A 22,816-nucleotide genomic window follows, 5' to 3' on the forward strand; every position below is an offset into this window, starting at 1 on the left:
AAAAGCCCTTTTTGATTGCATCAGAAAGGGCTTATCTTGTTTAAAAAATAGAACAAAGTTATTTATACTTTACAGAACAGCCATAAGGAGAAGTCTTTAATGGTTCCGGTTTTTTTCCATCTAGCAGTGAATCAAGAATATTCACAACATAATTATCTGCCGTTTTAATATCGGCTATCTTTGTGGATTTTTTGTCATCAATAGCTCCATCATAAATTAAGGTACCTTCTTTATTTATCACAAACATATGAGGAGTGGTCTTTGCTTCATACAACTTACCCACATCACCTGATTCATCAATCAGATAAGCTGTTGCATTAAATCCTTTATCTTTGAGTTTAGCAGGTATTTTTAATTGCTCCATATGCCCTTGTTTACCAGTCGCTGATGAGCAAATTGCCAGCCAAACAACTTCCTGTTCAACGTATTTCTTCTGCAGATTTTGCATATTAGAACTTTTATAATGCTTCTTTACAAAAGGACAACCAAAGTTTATCCATTCCAAAACAACAATTTTACCTTTGTATTGCTCCAAACTATGCTTTTCATTGTCTGAACTGATCAACTCAAAACCAGGAGCCTTTTGGCCAAGGGCGATTTTATCGCTCGCAGTTAAAGTAGAAAAGCCAATGAACAAAAATAAAACTATTAAACGATAAGTGATTCGCATACTCCATTTCCCATTTTTTGTGGTACAATGATTTTAAGTCTACTTAGATGTTAATCCACCTGATCCATTTTCTTCAAGGGTTTGTAACACAATTCCGGGTGTAATTAATTCCGGAAGCAAAACCGGTTTACTATTTTCACCTGCCGGAAAGTAAACATAAAGAGGAACACTGTTACGCCCAAATTCTGCCAATGCTTTAGTGATTTTGTCATCCCGTGATGTCCAATCAGCCTTAATCGCATTAATGCCCAACTCTGTGAATTTATTTTGAACTTCTTCGGAGCTGAATGCCACACGTTCATTAACCTGACAGCTTAAACACCAGGCTGCAGTAAAATCCAGAAAGATTGGTTGCCCTGCGGTTTTGAGATCATTTACAAGTGACTCAGAATAGTCTTGCCATTGTATTCCTTCAGAACTTGACGCCAAATTACTTTGCGGCGTTTGTGCAAAAGTATCAACACTGTCAATTGTAAAAAACAACGTGGCAATGGTTAAAACAATCGCCACAGAGGTTGATATTCTTCTTGATTTCAGGGACATGGCCAAGTTTCCCCAGCGTCCATAAATCCATCCTGCGATACCCAAAAGCAGTAAGGCTCCTAAAACAACAATAACCATATTTGAACCGGCTTGTAAACCTAAAACCCAAAGAAGCCATAAAACCGTTGCCAGTAATAAAAATCCCATAAATTCTTTCATAGATTCCATCCAGCGGCCAGGCTTGGGAATAAACTTTAGCAATGATGGCATCGATGCTAAAATCACATATGGAAAGGCCATTCCGAGCGCAAGAAATGTAAATACCAACATGGATATCCATTCAGGCTGGGTAAGAGAAAACCCTAGTGCCGAACCCATAAAAGGCGCCGTACATGGTGTTGCAACAACTGTTGCTGTGATTCCACTAATAAATGATCCTACAAAACCCGACTTGTTCCCTGTTTTACCTTCAATAGTTGTTAAAGATGTTCCAATCTCAAAAACACCAAACATACTAATCCCAAAAAGAAAAAGGAAAGCGGACAATATGATTAAGAAAACAGGTTCCTGAAGTTGAAAACCCCATCCAAGTTGTTCACCTCCGGCTCTGAGAACAAGAAGGCTGCCGGCTAAAACCCAAAATGAAACCAAAACACCCAAAGTAAAAACTGCACCGTGTTTCCAAGCCTGAGATTTGTCTTCATTGGCTTGCTGAACAAATCCCATAATTTTTAAGGAAAGGACTGGTAAAACACAAGGCATTAAATTCAAAATCATACCACCGCCGAATGCCAACAACAGATAATAAAAAATCGTTCCAAATCCACCGGATTTAGATTCTGTCTCATTTATTAATTCTGATGGTTCTTCAATTTTTATATAATGTGAGCGTTCAGAGCCTTCTCCGCGCCAACCATTTTGTGATACAAGAATTCCTTCAACAACCATTTTTTCAGCCGCATCAGGGCGAGGTGCAGTTAAGGTTAAAAGTCCGTTTGCAAAGGTTGCTTGCTGGGGCTTTGCATAGTCGATTAATCCGTATTCATAAGGAAAGAAATAAACTTTGCCCAAATCCGAATCAAACCAATCCGGTTTATTCCCTTGAATATGGATTTGATTCCCGTTTTCACTAAAAGCAAATTTCCAGCCGCTATCTTTTAATGGAAGTAAAATACGAGCATCAGAAAAGGTTTGTACCCATTTTTCATCAATCGTGCTTTGGTCTTCCGAAATTTGAAGGTTTAATTGAAGATCAACACCACCGGGAATACATACTTCATCACATTCCAACCAATCTGCACGGGCAATTAAATTAACTACCTCGCCCGGCTTAATATTTTCAGAAACAGTTATTTCAGTTAGCAGAAATATTTGGTCATGATAACCATAAGTTACCAAAGGTGGTGTATCTATTTTTTCCGGGAATGGGTATTTCATTTCACCGGCTTCAAATCCATCCGGTAATGTCCATTCTATTTCTGTTGGTAATCCGGAGTCTCCTCCATTGCGCCAGTAGGTGTGCCAATGATCATCCATTTTCATGCGTAAGGCAATTGTAAAACTTTTTCCCGGTTGAATGGAATTTACTTCTGAAATAAGCTGCGCTTCTACATTCTCAGATCGTTTGATAGACGATTCGGCAGAATAAAGCACAGTTGTTGAAAATGAGATAAGAAAAAAAAGTAAAACAGCAATTTTGTTAATTCGGTACATCTTTAAAACTCCATTTTGTTTTTGCTTTGCAAGCTTACGATTATTACACCTTGAATTCGTCACAAAATTATAATAAGAACATTGGTAAATCTACGCAATTTATACTGAACAGTAAATTTGAATTAATTCGTTTAGAATATCACTTTGACAATGGATCTAATTTTTTATAGAGATCAAAGTTCCTTAAAATTGATTTTGTAGATGAAATCGCTGAAAAAAAGTAACAAATTTATAAATGAACAAACAAATCTTAAAGCTAGCCATTCCTAATATTATCAGCAACCTCGCTGTTCCCATTCTTGGTGTAGTAGATACAGCACTTGTTGGCCACATGGAAGGATTGTCGCATCTTGGTGCAATCGCTATTGGCGGAATGATTTTTAATTTTATTTATTGGAGTTTTGGATTTCTTAGGATGGGCACTACAGGGTTGACAGCCCAGGCATTTGGTAGAAAAAGTAAAAGTGATGTCATACATATCTTACTAAGAGCTTTGATTGTTGCACTGGTTTCGGCCTTATTCTTAATAATCGCCCAACAAGTTATTTTAAAGATAAGTTTATTACTTGTTTCAACTTCGCCAGATATTGCAAAGCACGCTTCGGTTTATTTTAAAATCAGGATATATGCTGCTCCGGCAACTTTGGGTTTATACGCCTTTCACGGTTGGTTTTTAGGAATGCAAAATGCCAGGTATCCGCTTTATCTTACAATTATAGCAAATGTGGCAAACTTATTGTTAAACCTGTTATTTATAAAAGTTTATAACATGAACTCTGAGGGCATCGCGCTTGGAACAGTAATTGCCCAATATTTGGGTTTGTTTTCAGCAATTATCCTTTTCCTTTATTCTTACAAATCTCATTTAAATAAGATTATTAGATCTGCCATATTTGAGATTGACCAAATAAGAAAATTCTTTTCAGTCAACGGCGATATTTTTATCCGAACAATGACACTAATTTTTAGCTTTTCATTTTTTACAGCACAATCAGCAAAAATGGGTGATGATATTCTGGCCGTAAATACTATTCTTTTACAGTTGTGGATGGTTTTTTCTTTTGGAATAGATGGATTCGCTTTTGCTGCAGAAAGTATTGTAGGAAAATATGTTGGATCGGGCGATAAGGTTAAACTAAAATTAACAATCCGTTATATTTTTCTTTGGGGAATTAGCCTAGGTGCGCTTTTCTCTTTATCTTACTTTTTATTTGGAAACCAGATATTAAACATTTTTACAGATAAAACACAGATTTTGGCTTTATGCTTAGTTTATTATCCATGGACAATTGTTGCACCTGTAATAAACAGCTTTTGCTATATCTGGGATGGGATTTACATTGGCGCAACTGCAACAAAAGCAATGCGAAACACAATGCTTATTTCAACTCTGTTATTTTTTTTACCAATGTTTTACATAGGCATGGCGCTTTTTGAAAACCATGGAATTTGGCTGGCGATGCTCTTATTCATGATAGCACGCTGGATATCTCTTCAACTTGTATCAAAAAAACATATTTATAATGAATAATAATAAAACAAATAGCTTCATAGTATTTTTAATTCTTTCTCAAATTGGTTTGTTTACGTCAGACGTATTTGCTCAAAATAGCAGTCAAAATATGTTTGAACGGTCACCCGATTATAAGTTTCCGTTTGCATTGATTGTTGTATCTTTTTTTGTTGACCGATCGGTGCAAAAAATGGCCTTAAAAAACAAAACAACTTTTAATGATAATATTTTTGAAATTGATCGTTATTATGGTGATAAATATGTTACAGGTGCTTCCCTGCTTGGGCTTTATGGAATTTCCTATTTAGCAGATAGCGACCAAATGAAACGATTAAGCGAAAAGGCAATTCTCTCAACTGTTGTAACTGGTGCGGTTGTGGTTAGCTTAAAAGAACTGTTTGGCAGATCACGTCCATACAGAAACCAGGGAACATTACATTTTAAACCTTTTGCATTTAAAGAATCACGCCGCTCTTTTCCATCCGGGCATGCTGCTGTAACTTTCGCAATATCAACCGTTTTTGCCAATGAAATTGATAACCCCTGGTGGAAAACATTTTGGTATGGCTCCGCTACTGCTGTTGCTGCTGCAAGAATATACAGGAATGACCATTGGTTATCGGATGTTTTAACTGGCGGGGCACTTGGGCATTTTATTGCATTAAAGACTTCAGAAATGTATGAAAACAAAAAAGCCACCCCAGTATTTGGAATGGCTTTAGTTCAAGAAAACGTTGTACTTTCAATGCAGATTAAATTTTGATTTTAATATGCCCCTTTGCCTGTCAGAACAATGGGGATTGTATCAAAAAGAATTTCTAAATCGAATACCAGCGATTGATTCTCGATATAATATAAATCCAACATAACCATTTCTTCAAAAGTTAAGTTACTTCGTCCGCTGATTTGCCATAAACCTGTAATCCCTGGTTTGGTTTCCGAACGTTTTTCATACCAATCATAATTAATTTTTCCATTTTCTATATTTGAAAAATCCTTTATTGGCAAAGGACGTGGCCCCACTAACGACATCTCACCTTTTAGAACATTGATTAACTGCGGTAATTCATCCAGGCTGTATTTGCGCAAGAATTTACCCATCATTGTAACACGAGGGTCATCTTTCATTTTAAACAATGCACCGTTTGTCTCATTTTGGTCCATTAGTTTTTCTTTTATTTCTTCTGCATTCGTATACATTGTGCGGAATTTAATAAACTCAAATGTTTCGCCTGATGCAGATAAACTTCTTGTTTGTTTAAAAAAGACCGGGCCTTTTGAAGTAAGCTTAATCAGAAGACTGATTAGCATGAAAAATGGAGATATCAGCAGCATTCCGGTTATAGCAACAAACAAATCAAATACCCGCTTTAAAGTAATCTTACTTTTGTTATAACGTGTTCTATAAGATTGTGTTGTTAATGGAACACCTGTAATATCTTTAACATGGAACTGATTAATCAGTGAAAGTGTTTGAGGAGATACCATTTTCAATTTGATGTTTTTATCATCACACGCTTTACGAATTGGGACATACTTTGGTTCATACATGGAATCACTTACAATAAAAACACGGTCAATACCATTTTGGTCTAAAATACCATTAATGTCTTCGTAGTGACCTAAAATTTTATCTTTTATTTTTTCAGATATAACTCTTGGATGGCCATTTCTTAAAAATCCTTTTATATCATAGCCATAATCAAAATTCATTTTTAAATTATAATAAAATTCAATGGCGCTATCATCTGCTCCAACAATCAGCGTACTTTTAGAACCGATATTTCTTTTATTTAGGCTCTGAATAACTTTAAAGGTAATTGTGTGAAGAACATCCAAAACAATATACTGAAGCATCACAAAAATAATCATAACACCGCGTGAATACTCACTTCCCTTAATCAGATAAAGATAGGACATTAAAACCAAGCCCGTATAAAAGGCAAATTTGCGCAGATGCTCTTTTTGCTCTGTAAGAGAAGTTCTGGCTATACCACGGTAAAGTCCTGTAAAACTGGATATCAGAAAAAAGAGGATGTTAATTACGATAACAAGTTCAAAATATTGATCGAATATTTTTATTGTACTGAAACGAATATATTGAGCCAGCAAAAACGAGGCATTGAAGGCAATAAGATCACCAAAAAAGAGCCAGGTAACTACAAGGCTATCCCAATTTTTTTTGATAAATGATGGTTTTTTCATGAGGACAATTTTTATGACTTTTTTTATATCATCGGTAAAGTAGTGAAAACATTAACAACAAAATACTATAAAGCTATAATTTTTTATAGTTTAGGTAAGTTTTTTCGATTCCTTCCCTAAGATTTGTTTTTGCTACCCAACCCAATTTGTTAATTTTTGACACATCCATTAATTTGCGGGGAGTACCATCCGGCTTGTCTGTGTTGTATTTCAATTCTCCCTGGTAACCAACAATCTCCCGGACTATTGAAACCAATTCTTTTATGCTAACATCCTCACCGGTGCCGACATTTACAAATCCAATATCATTGTAGTTTTGCATTAAAAATATGCATGCTTCGGCTAAGTCATCAACAAATAAAAACTCACGTTTTGGCTTACCAGTACCCCATATTTCTACAAAAGGCTTGTTTTCTTCTTTTGCTTCATGAAATTTACGAATGAGCGCCGGCAAAACATGGGAATTTTGTAAATCGTAGTTATCTCCGGGTCCGTATAAGTTAGTTGGCATCGCTGATATAAAATTGGCACCATATTGTTTATTATAAAACTCGGCCATTTTCATTCCGGATATTTTTGCTATGGCATAAGCTTCGTTTGTTGGTTCCAGTTCACCAGTAAGCAGGTGATCTTCTTTCATCGGTTGCGGCGCAAACTTAGGATAAATACATGAACTTCCCAAGAATAATAGTTTCTTTACGGTAATTTTATGAGCGCTATTGATAACATTATTCTGGATCATCATGTTTTGATAGATAAATTCAGCAGGATATGTATTATTTGCATGAATACCACCCACTTTTGCGGCTGAAAGAAAAACAAATTCCGGTCTTTCAGATTCAAAAAATGTTTCAACTTCTGCTTGTCTTGTGAGATCAACTTCTGATCGTGTTTTTAAAACTAAGTTTGTAAAACCTTCTTTTTCTAATCTTCTAACTATTGCTGATCCAACAAGGCCTCTATGCCCTGCTACAAATATTTTTGAGTTTTTATTCATAATTTTTTCTTTTCCAATAATTTCACGAATTGCACGAATTTATTTTAATTCCTTTGTGTTAATCCGGGTAATCTGTGGACTTTTTTCACTAAATTGTAACCACACTCTTATCCACTAATTTCACTGATATTCACTGATGTTCTTTTAAGATTTTATTTATTTTATTTCTTTTTCCGTGTTAATCCGTGTAATTCGTGGATCATATTTCTTTTAACCGTTTTTCCTGCTGTGCAAGCTTTAAATCAGCATCAACCATAATTTCAACCAACTCTTTAAAAGTAACTTTTGGTTTCCAACCTAACTCCTTTTCAGCCTTTGAAGCATCACCAATTAAAAGATCAACTTCTGTCGGGCGATAATAATTTGGATCTACTTCGGCTACAACATCCCCTGTTTTTAAACTTGTTTCAGAGTTTGCTATAACTGACTTTACAACTCCTTTTTCATTTTCATCACCACCCTGCCAATCAAGTTGCACACCAAGGCGATTAAAGGCATGGTTAACAAACTCACGTACCGAATTTGTTTCATTGGTTGCTAAAACAAAATCTTCAGGTTTATCTTGTTGAAGCATTCGCCACATGCCTTCTACATATTCAGGCGCATAACCCCAATCACGTTTTGCATCCATATTGCCAAGAAACAGTTTTTTTTGTAATCCAAGATAAATTTTTGTAACAGCACGGCTTATTTTCCTTGTAACAAATGTTTCACCCCGGCGTGGAGATTCATGGTTAAATAAAATGCCATTGCAGGCATAGAGATCATACGCTTCGCGATAATTTACTGTAATCCAGAATGCATACAGTTTTGCAACAGCATAAGGACTACGTGGATAAAATGGTGTCTTTTCTGTTTGAGGTATTTCCTGAACTTGGCCATAAAGCTCTGAGGTTGAGGCCTGGTAAAAGCGGGTATTAATCCCTGTTTCTTTAATTGCATCTAAAAAACGTAAGGTACCTGTCGCATCAACTTCGGCAGTATACTCGGGAACCTGGAAAGAAACACCCACATGACTTTGGGCAGCTAAATTATAAATTTCATCGGGTTGAACTTTCTCAAGTATACGATTTAGATTGGAAGAATCTGTTAAGTCGCCATAGTGCAGAATCATATTTCGGCTTTCGCTGTGAGGATCCTGGTAGATATGTTCCAGCCTTTGGGTATTAAAGGAACTTGCCCGGCGAATTATACCATGAACCTGGTAACCCTTTTCAATAAGTAATTCAGTAAGATAACTTCCATCTTGTCCGGTAATTCCGGTTATTAGTGCTTTTTTCAATTATTACTCCAAGCTAATTATTAAACTTTTTTATATGTAAAAATTCTAATATTAAGTAAACAATAAACAATGTATTTGTGACCAAATAGCGCTTCCATAAACGGCCCGGCTCCTGAATTAAACGATAGAACCATTCCAATGCATATTTCTTCATCCAATCAGGTGCATGAGATGTATTTCCGGCCAAATAATCAAAACCAGCTCCAATACCTATCATTATTCCCTTTTCCAGTTTTTTAAAATGTTCGCTCATCCATAGTTCTTGTTTGGGAGCGCCTAATCCAATCCAAACAATATCAGCACCAGACGTGTTCATCTTTTCGAGAAATTCCTGATTTTCTTTAACAGATAATTCCCGAAATGGAGGTGATTTTGTTCCTGCAATTACTGCTTTGGGATATTTCTTCTTAATAACTGTTTCCATTTTATCTAAGGTGCTCTCCGTGCTTCCCCAAAAGAAATGTTTTATGTTATGTCCCTGCCCCCAATCTATTATCTTTTCCATCAAGGTTGGGCCAAAAACCCGCTGCATTTGTTTATCGCCTTTCCAGGAAGCAACAATTGAAAGCGGCCGTCCATCCGGCAGAGTTTGAAAACTATTATTTAAAATTTCACCATATTTTGCATTAACAACCCCTTCAACAACGGTATGGACATTGTTGACGGTTATATAAGCACTATCATTTTTTTGATTTAGGAATGTAAGAATATCTGAAAAAACCTGCTCATAATTTGTAGATTCGAGATTAGTTGAAAGTATTTTTGTTTTCAATGTTTTAATCTATTTTTTATTAATAATATGCTTGGTTTCAGAAAGTACTTTGAGCCCATCTATAAAATGGCTGCCGGAATAAATTAAATATGATTTGTACATGTACAATACCCACAATGATCTCAAAATATCTTTATCCAAATTTAGACGGCTCAATAACTCATTTTGCCATGAAAGCCATAGTTCCATAAACGCCATTTTTATTATTTGAGTTGGATTTTTACTATTGATTTGTGCTTCACCCTGAAAAATAAAATGAATTATATCATAAAGTGGAAAAAGGTTCTCATTGCCATATTCCCAATCAAATGCACAAAGTTTACCATCCTGACCAATCTTTAAATTATAGGGTACAAAATCCCCATGCTGACAAACTGCTTGTCCGGCCGATGTACTTGTTTTATTAAATGCGCTAAGTATTAAAGTCTTATAGTTAATAAGCTCTTTATTTTCTTCGCATTTTTTTGAAATTATGTCTGCAGTTGTAAATGGTTCACTCTTTTTTGTTTTCTCAATTAACTGCGCTTGAAAATCCAAAATAGATGTATTGGGAGTTAGCCCAACTTGTAATCCGTTTTTTGAAATATCATTTTGTACTAAAACTGAATGTTGCTGGTTTTCTTCTATATATAAGGTCTTTGGTATGTTAAAATCCGGTAAAACTTTATGAATTTTTGATGTAATTAAATTTTCAGTTTTTATTGCTTTTTTAGATTCTTCGCTGTTGGCTATTTTGGCGTAGACCATTATTTTATGATTTTTTGAAAATATCTGCAAAGTTAGTTTTTGCCTCTTTCCGGGTGTTCCCACATAAGCTGAATAATTAATTTGTGCTTCTAAACCACATGATGTAGAAATATCAGCTAAAATTTTTTGAAGAGCCTCTGTTGCAAATAATTTAGTTTGGCCAAAAACAGTAAAAGGATAAAAAGCGGTTAAAAGTGATTTTAAAATTTTGTTTTTTGCCGATGCTGTATTGTGTACTTCAAACCCTGTTTTAAAATGGTTTCTATTACCGGTTGGCAAGATTACCCGTGGGTTATTTATTGAAGGGAAAGCAACAAATGGTTCACTATTCTTGTTACCTTTTTCACTGAAGTATGTTTTAAAATTCATTTTCTTTCAATGCATATTTTTTACGTGCATTATCGATAGCCGCCCGGTAGATTTCCATTAGCCTTTCATAATTCTTTTCAGCAGTATATTTTTCTTCAAATTCTTTGCGGGCATTTTTTCCCATTTCTGCCATTTTATCTTTGTTATCCATTGCCCATTGCATTTTATTGGCAAGGTCTTTTGCATTGCCGGGTTCAAATAACAGACCCGTTTTACCATCCTCAATCATTTCTGCCATGGCTCCAAGATTTGAAGCAATAACCGGTCTTCCACAAGCAAATGCTTCTATTATTGTCATTGGCATGCCTTCGTACCAAACAGATGGGAAAATTAAAGCAAGAGAAGTTTTAATGTTTTCATGAACGCCTTCTTTGTTTAGCAGTCCCAAATAATTTATATCTTTTGGAAACTTTGGCTTTAATGGCCCATCACCGGCAATATTTATTTTAAAATTATTATTTATTCTTGAAGCCTGAATTAAAACATCTAAACCTTTAGTTTCATCGAGCCTTCCCACAAAAATAAAACCAGATACATTACGCTTTGAAACACCCGGATCTTCGAATAGAAAATTTGATTTCTTATAAATTTTGTTTTTTGGAAAATTGTTTTGAATGAATTTCTGTTTTGCAAAATTAGTAAGTGTAATGTATCCGTCTATTTTAGTGTTCCAGGTAGAATATTCACTGTTTTTTTGTATCATACGGGCAACAGTATATGTTTGTAGTTTCGATTCACGATAGCAACCATATTTTACACTTTTATAAATACCATTTTCTGAACATTCTTCGCAAATATGGCCATCTCTATATAAATAGGCACCGGGACATATTAATCTATAATTATGTAAGGTTTGAATAACCGGTATTTTGTTGTCTTGGCAGGCACTAAAAATTGAAGGAGATATTAAAGGAAAGAAATTATGGATGTGGCAGACATCAGGCTTGTAATCTTTAAATATTTTTGCTATTTCAAGATATGAGTTTCTGGAATATGTTGTTTTGCCAATTAAAGAAACTTTTTCACTAATGCTGTAATTATCAATCTCTTTATTGTCTTTTATAAACTGACGAACTTGATTGCCCTTACTTTCTAGTAACTCCAGTTCATTTTTAAAAACAGTATCTTCACCACCTGCAAGTTTATAGCGGTTATGAACGAGGAGTATTTTCATTTAGAATTTGGTTATAAAGTTGATTCATTTCTTCGCCTTTCTTATCCCAACAAAATTTTTCCTTTACACTTTGGTATGCACCCATGCCTAATTCTTTTTGTAACACAGTATTATTTGCTAATTTATTTATGTTTTCAGCCAAAGAGTTTACGGTTTGCTCAACCGTATTTACTGGTATTTTGATGCCGTTTGAACCATTTATAATTGAAGAAGGACCTCCCCAATCTAAAGCAACAACAGGTTTACCATAACTCATTGCTTCCAGTAAAACCAAACCAGTTGTTTCACGTAAACTTGTAAAAATAAAGATATTACAATTTAACAACAATCTTTCTTGCTCATTTTTTTCAATCCAACCCAAGAATCGTACTTTTGAATCTAAACCCAATTGTTTTACAAGGCTTTTAAAATATATTAATTCAGCGCCTTTGCCTGTAATGTCTAATTCCCAATCAACATCAACTTTTACAAGAGACCTTAGCAAAATCTCTAAGCCTTTCCAACGTGCTAAAATCCCCCCCCAATAAATTTTACAAACCGAATTGCCATTTTGTTTTGGTAGCTGTTTTTCGCTAACACCAATTTGTGTAATATAGACTTTTGAATGGTATTTTTTGGGTATAAACTTTAAGTTCTGTTTATTTGTAAGTATTAGTTTATTTGTTCTTTTTAGAAAAAGATGCCACAATGGAGAATACTTTAATTTATATATCGCTAGTTCTCTAATATATTCTTTGAGTTTCTTATTTACTAGAGTTGTAAAGTTATGTGGAAGAAGTTCAAGGCCTCCAACAGGCCCAACAATTGATTTTACTTTTAAGAAAGGAACAAAATTTACCCTAGCAGACATAAATGTTACATGATGAGCAAAATCAAAATTTATTTGTTTATGGATATTTTTGGCTATAAAGAAAGCTTTAATTTGCCATAGATAATAATAAAACCAAACTGGTAATTTTTTCTTTATTTTTAAAACAGTATCACTATAATCAACAAAAATAAAACGGACATTTTCTTTTATTTCATTTTTAAAAGACTCAATTGCTGTTTTGTTATTTGCCCTAGTTATAACCCAAACATCACAATGTTTTTGCATTTGTAATAACCAGTTCCAACCAACAGCAGGTTCCGATCCTTTTCGCGGTTCACAGGCATACGCAGAAAGAAGAACTTTATTTTTTATCATGATGTCTCATTTTAAAAGAGATAATATTTCTAATAACTTTTTTAGAAATTACTTCAATTTTCTCATCACCATTAATAAATACTGTATTCTTCTTATCAAAAAATAAATTCTTCATTCTATTTTGTTGTTTTTCAGTCTCCAATATACTTAATTCATTTTTCCTACTGGAAATAGTTTTGGGATTTCCTTTTAATACAAAAACCAAATTAGGTTTAAATACAAAAAAAGACATTATTCTTGAAAGTAAAGTTACATTTTTCAGACGATATCTTTTAGGATCAAGTATTATATCATCGAAGAAACGATCGAAAATTACTAATGTATTTTTAAATAATTTGGGGAAAACATATTGATAATATCCTAAGAAAAATATCCACGCGTAGTAAAAAACTTTGATAATTGATATAATCATGTTATAATTTTTTTTATTATGTGGTCTCTCTACGGCAGATTTGTTTTTCTTTTGGGGGAATGGCTTAAAGTGAAAGTAAGAATACCCTCTAGAAAACAGTGGTTTTATATTTGCTTTAAGCATTTCTATTTGTGTTGATTTTCCAGCTCCATCTGTACCATAAAAAGCAATTGAAATCCCTTCATATTTAACCACCCTTTTTATTAACCTTTTTAAATACAAAAATTTGTTATAAATAGTTTTATGTAATCCAATTAAATTTAATGATTTTTTACGGACAGAAAGTCTCAATTTTCGAATTAAAGAATTCGGCACTTTATTCTGTTGGCTTAATGCAGAATCTATTTGTAAATCTATACTAAAATATTCTTTTAATTCCTTACTATACCTTTTTTTAAGTAATATTATTTTCGAGTAGTATTTCTCTTTTATTTCAGCATTATTTAAAATGCCTGTTAAAAACAAATCTAAATATTCATAAAAACTACTTGGTATAAAGATTTCATTATATTGAACTCGATTATTTAAAACCTCGTCTGCATCAATGTAAATATATCCTTTCCAGCTAAACTCTAAAAAGAAGTCAATATGAAATATATTACCAGTTATGGAATCAAAATAGAAATAACTTTCACAACCAAATTTAGCATGATATATAAATTCTACACCTATTTCATTAAAACTATTATTAATATGTGAAGATATTTGAGAAAACTGTGTTTTTGCAACGAGAATGTCTATATCATTTTCGTACTTTGGTAAAGCTTCATAATTTCGAAGAATGCAATAAGAATAATTATTTAAGGTTTTTAGTAAAGTATTATATACTTCTAATCTAAGGTTTTTCAACTTATTTTGACTTTAGTAACCTACGATATACGCGGAGAAAATTTAAAATATATTTATATGTACTAAATGAAATCATTTTTTTTAAAACAAAATAGGGTATGTATCTTTTAAAAATAATTAAGCCTTCCTCATAACGAATTTTCTTCACCTCATTACTATCTAAAGACTTATTATCATCATGCCATCTGAATTTCGCAAAATATTCATTTAAATATTTAACCTTGTAATCCTTATAGAGGATATGCGCAAAAAAGTCTTTGTCCATAACAATATGGAAATCTTTATCTATATGTATTCCGGAATCCCATATTTTGCGTTTAAAAAAGAATGTCGTGGATGGAATATAACAGTGAAAAAGAGATAACCATTTTATAGGTTTATGCGATTTCTGTTCCTTTGTAATATTAAGATTCTCATCAGCAAAGTAGTAATTGGCATAAACCGCATCATACTGTTCATTACTCAATTCATTTAAAACTTTATCAAAAACACCTTTTTCATAAACATCATCACTATTTAGCCAACCAAAGAAATCCCCTGTTGCTTTTGCAAAACCTTTATTAATAGCATCACTTTGGCCTTCATCTTTTTCTGAAACCCAGACCAGGTGAGGATACTTTTTTAATATTTCTAATGTGCCATCTGTTGAGCCACCATCGATAATGATATGTTCAAAATTACTATATTTTTGATCTAAAACAGATTGAATGGCGTCTTCTATAAATTTTGCAGAATTAAATGCGGGTGTAATAATAGAAATTTTTTTCATTGTCTAAATAATAATTTTAGTTTTTTTAGGTAATAAAAGTGAAAAAGAAATAAAAATCCAAGAAATAACATCCGCTCCATAACCCATCATATACATAATTAAACCTATAGTCGCAAGAAAAGATAAGCGATGAATTAATTTATTAGTGTTTTCATTTCCAACGGCTCTATACTTCTTAAATGAAGAAACTAAAAAAAACACAATTAGCCCGACCAAAGAAAACATACCAACATAACCAAGATAATATAGTGTCTGTATAAATCCATTATGTGCTCCTGCCATTGCCTTAAAGCCAATAACCGGAGCATAAACAATAAATCGGGCGCCTATCCCTTTTCCCAAAAGTGTTGCCTCATCAATAACTGCGTTCCATATTAGTAATCTCCATGAACCAGAAGCATCAGTATTAAAGTCTGTGAATGCGGTTAAACGTTCTTCAAAAAAAAGCGTATCCACTTGAATAAAAATGGATGAAACTATACCAATAATTAATAATGTTAGGAAATACTTTGTATTGCGCTGCCAAAAGAATAAAATTGGCAAAATTGCAAAAACTAAGGCCCATGTGGTCCGGTGGCTTGTATAAGGGATCATTATAATTAAAACAGGTAAAAACTTGTGGACAATTTTATATTCTTTATCCACATACAAATAATACAAATATCCCGCGATGAAACCTAAGACAATGGATTCATACATAAGCGCTCCAAATTGTCGATTTGCAATACTAAAATTAAAATCCAAAGTTAGTAATAAATTAATAGGTGCCAATAAGATAATAGGAATAAGATAGGAACTAATCGTCTTTATCAAATTGGGGATTTCATCTTTATGAATATTGCTAGATAAGAACATTAAAAAAATTATAAAAAAATAAATCGATCTAAATTCAGCGATAGCCGCATATCCAAATTGGAAATATCCTATATAGGTAAATAAGAAAATAAAAAGTATAAATATAGAAATAATTTTACTATTAAATGCTAACGGTAAAACTCGGACATTATTAAAACGGCTTTTAATAATATAAAAGACAAGAATCAATAATGCGATATCACTGGGTTGCGTACGTATTGGTGAAACTGTTAAAGAAACTATTCCATTTTCCCAAGAGTTCTTTTCTATAAAAAAAATAAAAATAGTAAGTATAATAAGAAATTCATTCTTACTTTTGGTTTTAAATAAAAATATTATAGAATATACTATAAGTAAATAAAGTAGAGCAGGATGGCCAGATATATACATAATTAATTAATATTTTTTTAATTACTTTTCATTATTTGGGTTTATGTAAAATTCAGAGATACTTTTTAATACCAATTCAGAAGCAATTTTGGAAATACATGGGGCAACAGGATTATTTTGTAAGTTATAAATACACTTCCAGTTGCAATTAAAACAATCCATTTTGTGGATAACAGGATGAGGAGAAAAGTTAAGTTCTTTCCCTTGCCAAACAAAAGGTATAAAACGCTTATAATGCCCACCACCTAACAGACAAACTGAAGGGACTTTTAGCAATGCTGCCATATGAACGGCACTTGTTTCATTGCCAATTAAAAAACGGCTTTTTTTAATTATTCCCATAAATTCAGGTAAAGATGTTTGACCCGTCTTATCAATAAACGGCACGTCTAATTGATTTGTTAAATGCTTTGCTAAATCTTTATCACCCGGCCCTCCGCAAATTACAACTGTGAGCTTATATTTTAGATATATTTCAGTTGCTATTTGAGCGAACTTATCAACCGGCCATTGCCGAATAGTAGAACCAGCGCCTGGGAAAAGTATATAATAATTATCACTTTCTATTTTATAATCAGGGATTAATTGGATAGGTATTAGTAATTGGTCAGGTTTTATGTCTGGAATCCCTATAGCCGCGTTGAACTCTGAATTCCTTTCCAGTTCCATTAATTGTTTATTATCCGAATCGATTAATTGAGAATACCACTTATCGCTAATAAATTTATAATGAGATTGAGGTCTTTCTCCATTATATCCAATTTTACTTTTTGCTTTTAATAAACGTACAACGGACTCAGCATCAATAAAATTTTCACGGCGATTATAAAGCGGATTCAGTAAAATTTCAAATTGATTGTTTTGTAAAGACTTTAAAACCGAATACCTGTATTTAAGTTTATTGCGAAAATCTTTAACATTAATCGGGATAATAGTATCAAAATAGGGAAAAGTTTTTACAAGATCATAAACTACTTTGTTACAAATAAAAGTGATTCTTGACTCACTATAGTGTTTTCTTATTGCAGATGCAAAACCATGCCAAAGTAAAAAGTCACCAATAGCATCCATCCTAACTATTGCAATTTGATTAGACTCTTTTAGACTTTTGGTGGAAAATAATTTAAATACTGAATCAGAAAAATAAAGTAGAAGATCCCGAATCGAAACCAATATTGATTTTAATGCCATGCTATATATTTTCTATCTTGTTTTTTCTTATTAAAAGCATATCGTCAAAAGCCCGGTTTTTTAGTCCTTTTAAGCCAAGTTTATAAATACCCTTATTTGCCAACTTACACGCTAATTTAAAATAAAATGGATTTAGTCGCTGTTTACTAAACAAGTGAATGTTTTTACCATTTGTGTAATAACTACAATTTATTTTATTTGCTATCTTTGCCAGGCTTTGTACACTATAGATACTTATATGTTGACCATGATCAAGCCCATAATACCACCACTCTTTTAGTTTTGGTGGTGACTTAATAAATGTTTCTGTCGAAAAAAGAACAGTCTCTGTCTTTTCAAACATCTGTTGAATCTCTGTTAATGGATCTGTCAAATGTTCAAAAGTTTCAAATGAAGTAAGTAAGTCATATTTAGTAATTGTTGGTTCATCTTCAAAACCTAAGGCTAAAAGGTTTTGACAATAGGGATCAGACCAATAAAAATCAAAACCCATATCTCTCATTAATCTAGTAAAAACACCATATCCCCCGGCATAATCCAGGAAAACACCATGTTTATTAAAGAAAAACGAGATTAATGAGGCAGTAATTTTTGATAAATAAATATTTCTGTTCATTATGCCGGTATCAGAATCATTTATGGCTGATTCATAGGATTCTTTTAGCCAATATGGATCCTCTGTTTGGATAAAACTGCAACTTTCACAAAACAAATATGCTATTTCATATTTATTCATGATTGTCGCTTTATCAAATTGTTTTAATTCCTGAGAACAAAGCTTGCACTTCAATATTATAAATCGTCCATATTTTTAATTAATTCTCTGAATCTTTTCCGGAAGTTCTCTACACTCCAGTTTTCATTAATATTTTTTAAAGTAAGAATATATGCATTCTTACACCATTTTGTACTTTTTTGTGAAGCTTCACGTATTGTTTCACTCAAACTTTCGCTATCCCATGAATCTGATAAAACGCAGCTTTCTTTAGGTGCAATTAAGTCTATATATCCCACTGGGATCAATCCTAAACCCATACTTCCCAAAAAAGCAGTACCAATTCCAGTATTTATCGGTGCATGAATAGTGAAATTTGTCCTTCTTATTAGCTGTTTTAGTTTTTTTTGAAGTGGCTTTCGTTGCCAATGGAAAATATAGTGTATATTTGGCAATCGGAGTTCATTTGCGTATGATTTTAGAATCTCATCTTCTACTTTACAATAAATATAAAGGTGCAAATCAAGATTTTTTGCAAAAGCTTCGATAAGGACATCCATTCCTTTTTGTATATTGCCACCAGTTCCACCAACATAAATAAAACTTTTATTACCAATATCAAATGCTTTCTCTTCTATTGGTATTAAAAGTGATTTTTCTACATAGGAAGCAAAACCAGTTGCTGGGTAAAAAAACTTATTTTTATATTCACCAAAACTATCTACTACTTTTGGACAATTTGGATTGATCAGAACATGTGCTTTTTTTGTTAAATATTCTTCCCCACCTATTGTAAGATCCATATTTCTTTTAAGATTGAGTTTTTCTTTTATATTTCTTCTCTTTATAAAGGAATTATAACGTTCTTCAGATTCTTTATAGAAAATTTTCCAAAATGCCCCTGATATATATTGTATAATTTTTGTTTCTGATGGCAGGTTGTCAATTATAGTTTTACATTTTCCACCATGACCTATAAATAAAGAATAGTTTTTATTGTTTTTATTTTCAGTATTTGAATCAACAATATCTACGGTATAACCTTCTTCATTAAGCCCTTTTACCATTTCATACATCAATCCAGTAAAGTTAAAATATTTTATATTTGGATATTGCTTTACAGCTGTTATCCATGCATTTGGCGACAGAGCAACTAAAGCGTTACGTTTTTTAGGTTTATCACTTTTGAAGTAATCAATATTTTCAATTATTGAATTAGAAACTTTAGATCTAACTGCAAACTTTGTATAGAAATTCTTCAAAATAGTCGGTATTTTTTGGAAAAAAAATATTTTTTGAATATTATTCATAATATATTCTTTTTCATTACTTTGCCTCAATTAGACTTGAATAATGAAATAATTAACTTTCCGTTTTAATTATGTATTTTTTCCTTTTAATATCAGTCAGTAAAATTTCCGTGCCCAAAACGCTAATTTTTCTGACTTTAATAAGTTTGTTTTCTAATAATATACCAGGGAAATATCCAAATGCCCTTATTTTATTAATAGTGATACAAAAATCATCTCCAGTTTTAATCTGATTCATATTAATTGGACGATTATAATAGGTACCTTTCTCCTTATGTTTAATTCCTGGAGTTTTGTACAACTTTTTGGAAATCACTTCAAATGCTAATTGGCTTGCAACTTTATGGCTTCTTTTAATCAGCGTGTTTATCATTTCATATTTATCAATCTTAAAAGATTTTTGAATAATGATATTTCCGGTGTCAATTCCACTGTTTATATGGTGGACAGTTATCCCTGTTTCTTTTTCTCCATTTAGTATAGCACCATGAAATGGTGATGCTCCCCTATATTTCGGTAATAATGAAGGATGAAAATTAATAATTACTGGAAAAGAGCTTAAAAAGTTTTCTCTCAATATTTGATTAAAAGAAGATACTATTATTAAATCAGGCTTTATTGCTTTTAGTTTATTTACTATAATTTTTTCATTAACATCTACATCTGTTATATAATTGATTTTTCTCTTATGACAATACCTAAATAGCTCGATTTCACGGTAGTAAGGATATTTACCTTTGTATTTATTAGTAATTACCAACTCAAGGTTTACATCATGTATTTTGGCCAGGCTAGATAATACACTGTTCCCAAGCCCAGTACTACCAAACAATACAATTTTTTGCATTTAATTCCGGTCTCTATATACAACTTTTTTGTTGATCTGATTATGCATTTTATTAATCAAATTCATAAGTTTAGTTCTATTATTACTTTCAAGTATATAAAATCCATACCTGTTTAAACTATTAGTGATTTTCGGTATTTTCATTCCAACACCAATTTTATACTCAAAAAGTACGATATTTTTATTACACTTAATTTTATCAAAATCGAAGGAATCAATAACATTCCCCACAGGAAATTCTAAATATCTAATACCGGCTGCCTTATTTAGAACTGGAGTAAAATATGGGGTTGAACCCATTACCAATTTTAAATACTCTGTCTCGATGTCAACCCCAGTAGACATGGGTACCAAATGTGATGTAATATAGTCACCACCCAACCGTGGTCCGATTTCAATAATTGATAGTTCATCATTCAAAACTTTTATTTCAGCATGAATAGGACAATTATCCAATCCCAACCTGATTGTTGTTGTAGTGAGTAAAGAAGATATTTTTTTACTTAAATAACAATACTTTGAAGGTTGAATATGTGCAAGTTCTACAGTATTTGGTGGGGGAGTTATGGTTTTGTCAGTAATTTGTATTAAATGAAAAGTTTTATTGTATACTATTCCTTCAACACTAATTTCTTCTCCATATTGGTATTCTTCAATTAATATGAAGTCCTCTTTGGTCTCGGAAAAAGTATTTTCAATATTCTTTAATAATGATTGTTTATCTTCAACAAAAATAATTCCCCTACTGCCAGAATTGTCTGTTGGCTTTAAAACTAATGGGTACTTCAATAGCTCAAAATCAACTCCATCTTTCTTGAACCACTTAACAAACTTGGCAGAAGGAATACGATTCTTTTGTAAAATATCTTTTAGAATATTTTTCTTTATTGTATTATTTATACTTTTTACTGTTGGGAATTTAAATCCAAACTCAGCAGCAATTCTTGCCATCATAATTAATGGTTTATCCGTTGCAGCTGTGACAATTCCATTCACACAGTGTTTTTTACATATTTTAACAGTGCTTTCAAAATCGTTACCTGGAATTGTATAAAAGTGTGTTGCAAGCTCTTTCCCAACAGCATTTTCATCTGGATCAATTACAATTGTTTTGTATCCCAATTTAACTGCCTTATTTATAAGAGAAACCTGCAAATCGCCACCGCCAAATATCAAAACATTCAATTATTTTTTACCTTTTTAGAAATATTTATTATTTAGCTACTTGACAAGATGTTTTTTATTAATTTGATGATATATTCAATCTCTTCAGGTAACAATTTCCCATACATTGGCAGTGTTATTTCATTATCAGTTATATAGTCCGTTTTGGGCAATGAACATGCGTCATCTTTATATATAGAGAAATGATGTACTGCCGGATAATGAACGCTTGTTTGAATTCCTTTTTCTTTAAGTTGGTCTCTAATAGAATCCCGTTTTTCAAATGTAGAGTTCTTTAAAACAATCGGGAATATATAATTGGATGTAAAATCTGAATGGTTTTTAAAGGGGATTTCAATTCCCTCCAAATCAGCCAGCTCCTCAATATAAAGTTTTCGCAATGCTTCTCTTTTTTCAAGGTCTGATCTAATTTTTTTTAACTGTGATATCCCTATTGAAGCCCGAATATCATCCATTCTGTAATTAAAGCCCAAATCAACTACATCATACGATGTGCTATGGCCTTTTGCCCTTTCATAAGAAAGAGAAGTCATCCCGTGTGAGCGCAGAAGTTTTGCCCTGTTAAAAAAATCTTCATTATTTGTAATCAACATTCCACCTTCACCGGTAGAAATGTTTTTATTGGAAAAAAAACTAAAACAGCCAATATCTCCAATTGTCCCAAGCTTATTACCTTTATATTCCGATAATGGGCTATGGCTTGCATCCTCAATAACTTTAAGGTTGTGTTTTTTTGCAATAGCCATAATTGTATCCATTTCACATGAGAATCCACCATAATGCATTACAATAATTGCCTTAGTTTTATCTGTTATGTGTTTTTCTATTTCTTTGGGATCAATTGTTAAGTCAGCCATGCTTGTAACATCACAAAAAACTGGTACTGCATTTACATAGCGGATCGCATTAACCGTGGCAACAAAAGTAAGTGAAGGACAAAGCACTTCATCATCCGGCCCTATACCCAAAACCTTTAATGCCATATGTAAAGTAACAGTACAATTAGAAAGTGCTAAAGCATGTTTTGCATGCAGCATTTCAGCAAAAGTTTTTTCAAACTCTGCTGTTTTGGGTCCGGTAGATATCCATTTGGAACGGATTGTTTCCAGAACAGCTTTTTCTTCTTCTGTATCAAAGTTTAGATCAAATAATGGGATTTGATAGGACATATTTTTCAGTTAA

Annotated in this window: 20 protein-coding genes; 2 read left to right on the top strand and 18 right to left on the bottom strand. The window is 32.6% G+C overall.

Features of this window, described 5'->3' with window-relative positions; translation table 11 throughout:
* Positions 1-58 precede the first annotated feature (58 nt).
* Together HND50_04255 and HND50_04260 are read right to left on the bottom strand one after the other, a co-directional pair.
* Positions 59-670 (bottom strand): thioredoxin family protein, encoded by a 612-nt coding sequence (locus HND50_04255; protein NOG44416.1) that lies wholly within the window; start codon positions 668-670, stop codon positions 59-61.
* Between the two features lie 39 nt (positions 671-709).
* The gene (locus HND50_04260; GenBank protein ID NOG44417.1) at positions 710-2,866 is read right to left on the bottom strand and encodes a DUF255 domain-containing protein; all 2,157 of its coding nucleotides are present in this window, start codon (positions 2,864-2,866) and stop codon (positions 710-712) included.
* A gap of 235 nt (positions 2,867-3,101) precedes the next feature.
* Between HND50_04260 and HND50_04265 the strand changes: the two genes are divergently transcribed.
* Together HND50_04265 and HND50_04270 are read left to right on the top strand one after the other, a co-directional pair.
* Positions 3,102-4,397, top strand: a complete 1,296-nt coding sequence (locus tag HND50_04265) for an MATE family efflux transporter (protein ID NOG44418.1) — start codon at positions 3,102-3,104, stop codon at positions 4,395-4,397.
* Between the two features lie 91 nt (positions 4,398-4,488).
* A complete protein-coding gene (locus tag HND50_04270; protein ID NOG44419.1) occupies positions 4,489-5,142 on the top strand; it encodes a phosphatase PAP2 family protein in 654 nt (217 codons plus the stop codon).
* Between the two features lie 2 nt (positions 5,143-5,144).
* On the opposite strand, the gene HND50_04275 is transcribed toward HND50_04270, so the two are convergent.
* The 16 genes from HND50_04275 to HND50_04350 form a co-directional block, all read right to left on the bottom strand.
* A complete protein-coding gene (locus HND50_04275; GenBank protein NOG44420.1) occupies positions 5,145-6,584 on the bottom strand; it encodes a sugar transferase in 1,440 nt (479 codons plus the stop codon).
* A 73-nt stretch (positions 6,585-6,657) separates the two neighbouring features.
* On the bottom strand, positions 6,658-7,581 hold the full coding sequence (locus HND50_04280) for a GDP-L-fucose synthase (protein NOG44421.1): 924 nt from the start codon (positions 7,579-7,581) through the stop codon (positions 6,658-6,660).
* Between the two features lie 199 nt (positions 7,582-7,780).
* A complete protein-coding gene (gmd, locus tag HND50_04285) occupies positions 7,781-8,863 on the bottom strand; it encodes a GDP-mannose 4,6-dehydratase (GenBank protein NOG44422.1) in 1,083 nt (360 codons plus the stop codon).
* A 13-nt stretch (positions 8,864-8,876) separates the two neighbouring features.
* On the bottom strand, positions 8,877-9,635 hold the full coding sequence (locus HND50_04290; GenBank protein NOG44423.1) for a WecB/TagA/CpsF family glycosyltransferase: 759 nt from the start codon (positions 9,633-9,635) through the stop codon (positions 8,877-8,879).
* Positions 9,636-9,644: 9 nt separating this feature from the next.
* Complete coding sequence (locus HND50_04295; protein ID NOG44424.1) at positions 9,645-10,751, bottom strand: hypothetical protein; 1,107 nt, start codon at positions 10,749-10,751, stop codon at positions 9,645-9,647.
* Positions 10,741-11,925 (bottom strand): glycosyltransferase family 4 protein, encoded by a 1,185-nt coding sequence (locus tag HND50_04300; protein ID NOG44425.1) that lies wholly within the window; start codon positions 11,923-11,925, stop codon positions 10,741-10,743. The genes HND50_04295 and HND50_04300 overlap by 11 nt, the downstream gene beginning before the upstream one ends.
* Positions 11,903-13,111: a glycosyltransferase family 4 protein gene (locus HND50_04305; protein ID NOG44426.1), complete on the bottom strand. Its 1,209-nt coding sequence runs from the start codon at positions 13,109-13,111 to the stop codon at positions 11,903-11,905. The genes HND50_04300 and HND50_04305 overlap by 23 nt, the downstream gene beginning before the upstream one ends.
* Positions 13,098-14,372: a hypothetical protein gene (locus HND50_04310; protein NOG44427.1), complete on the bottom strand. Its 1,275-nt coding sequence runs from the start codon at positions 14,370-14,372 to the stop codon at positions 13,098-13,100. The genes HND50_04305 and HND50_04310 overlap by 14 nt, the downstream gene beginning before the upstream one ends.
* A gap of 1 nt (position 14,373) precedes the next feature.
* Entirely contained in the window at positions 14,374-15,141 is a 768-nt protein-coding gene (locus HND50_04315; protein ID NOG44428.1) for a glycosyltransferase, read from the bottom strand.
* A gap of 3 nt (positions 15,142-15,144) precedes the next feature.
* Positions 15,145-16,386 (bottom strand): O-antigen ligase family protein, encoded by a 1,242-nt coding sequence (locus HND50_04320; GenBank protein NOG44429.1) that lies wholly within the window; start codon positions 16,384-16,386, stop codon positions 15,145-15,147.
* A 21-nt stretch (positions 16,387-16,407) separates the two neighbouring features.
* Positions 16,408-17,577: a glycosyltransferase family 9 protein gene (locus HND50_04325; GenBank protein ID NOG44430.1), complete on the bottom strand. Its 1,170-nt coding sequence runs from the start codon at positions 17,575-17,577 to the stop codon at positions 16,408-16,410.
* A 1-nt stretch (position 17,578) separates the two neighbouring features.
* A complete protein-coding gene (locus tag HND50_04330) occupies positions 17,579-18,313 on the bottom strand; it encodes a class I SAM-dependent methyltransferase (GenBank protein ID NOG44431.1) in 735 nt (244 codons plus the stop codon).
* Between the two features lie 56 nt (positions 18,314-18,369).
* Complete coding sequence (locus HND50_04335; GenBank protein ID NOG44432.1) at positions 18,370-19,602, bottom strand: hypothetical protein; 1,233 nt, start codon at positions 19,600-19,602, stop codon at positions 18,370-18,372.
* Positions 19,603-19,654: 52 nt separating this feature from the next.
* Positions 19,655-20,449 (bottom strand): hypothetical protein, encoded by a 795-nt coding sequence (locus tag HND50_04340; protein ID NOG44433.1) that lies wholly within the window; start codon positions 20,447-20,449, stop codon positions 19,655-19,657.
* Entirely contained in the window at positions 20,450-21,634 is a 1,185-nt protein-coding gene (locus tag HND50_04345) for an ATP-grasp domain-containing protein (GenBank protein NOG44434.1), read from the bottom strand. It abuts the gene before it with no gap.
* Positions 21,635-21,666: 32 nt separating this feature from the next.
* Complete coding sequence (locus HND50_04350) at positions 21,667-22,803, bottom strand: DegT/DnrJ/EryC1/StrS family aminotransferase (protein ID NOG44435.1); 1,137 nt, start codon at positions 22,801-22,803, stop codon at positions 21,667-21,669.
* Positions 22,804-22,816 lie beyond the last annotated feature (13 nt).

Source organism: Calditrichota bacterium (assembly GCA_013112635.1).
In the GTDB taxonomy this organism is placed as follows: Bacteria; Calditrichota; Calditrichia; order Calditrichales; family J004; genus JABFGF01.

Coding starts and splice junctions, on each gene's coding strand:
- HND50_04335 (NOG44432.1), bottom strand. CDS start 19,602: ATGAATAATATTCAAAAAATATTTTTTTTCCAAAAAATACCGACTATT.
- HND50_04295 (NOG44424.1), bottom strand. CDS start 10,751: ATGAATTTTAAAACATACTTCAGTGAAAAAGGTAACAAGAATAGTGAA.
- HND50_04340 (NOG44433.1), bottom strand. CDS start 20,449: ATGCAAAAAATTGTATTGTTTGGTAGTACTGGGCTTGGGAACAGTGTA.
- HND50_04255 (NOG44416.1), bottom strand. CDS start 670: ATGCGAATCACTTATCGTTTAATAGTTTTATTTTTGTTCATTGGCTTT.
- HND50_04260 (NOG44417.1), bottom strand. CDS start 2,866: ATGTACCGAATTAACAAAATTGCTGTTTTACTTTTTTTTCTTATCTCA.
- HND50_04280 (NOG44421.1), bottom strand. CDS start 7,581: ATGAATAAAAACTCAAAAATATTTGTAGCAGGGCATAGAGGCCTTGTT.
- HND50_04315 (NOG44428.1), bottom strand. CDS start 15,141: ATGAAAAAAATTTCTATTATTACACCCGCATTTAATTCTGCAAAATTT.
- HND50_04305 (NOG44426.1), bottom strand. CDS start 13,111: ATGATAAAAAATAAAGTTCTTCTTTCTGCGTATGCCTGTGAACCGCGA.
- HND50_04265 (NOG44418.1), top strand. CDS start 3,102: ATGAACAAACAAATCTTAAAGCTAGCCATTCCTAATATTATCAGCAAC.
- HND50_04350 (NOG44435.1), bottom strand. CDS start 22,803: ATGTCCTATCAAATCCCATTATTTGATCTAAACTTTGATACAGAAGAA.
- HND50_04270 (NOG44419.1), top strand. CDS start 4,489: ATGTTTGAACGGTCACCCGATTATAAGTTTCCGTTTGCATTGATTGTT.
- HND50_04325 (NOG44430.1), bottom strand. CDS start 17,577: ATGGCATTAAAATCAATATTGGTTTCGATTCGGGATCTTCTACTTTAT.
- HND50_04330 (NOG44431.1), bottom strand. CDS start 18,313: ATGAATAAATATGAAATAGCATATTTGTTTTGTGAAAGTTGCAGTTTT.
- HND50_04275 (NOG44420.1), bottom strand. CDS start 6,584: ATGAAAAAACCATCATTTATCAAAAAAAATTGGGATAGCCTTGTAGTT.
- HND50_04300 (NOG44425.1), bottom strand. CDS start 11,925: ATGAAAATACTCCTCGTTCATAACCGCTATAAACTTGCAGGTGGTGAA.
- HND50_04320 (NOG44429.1), bottom strand. CDS start 16,386: ATGTATATATCTGGCCATCCTGCTCTACTTTATTTACTTATAGTATAT.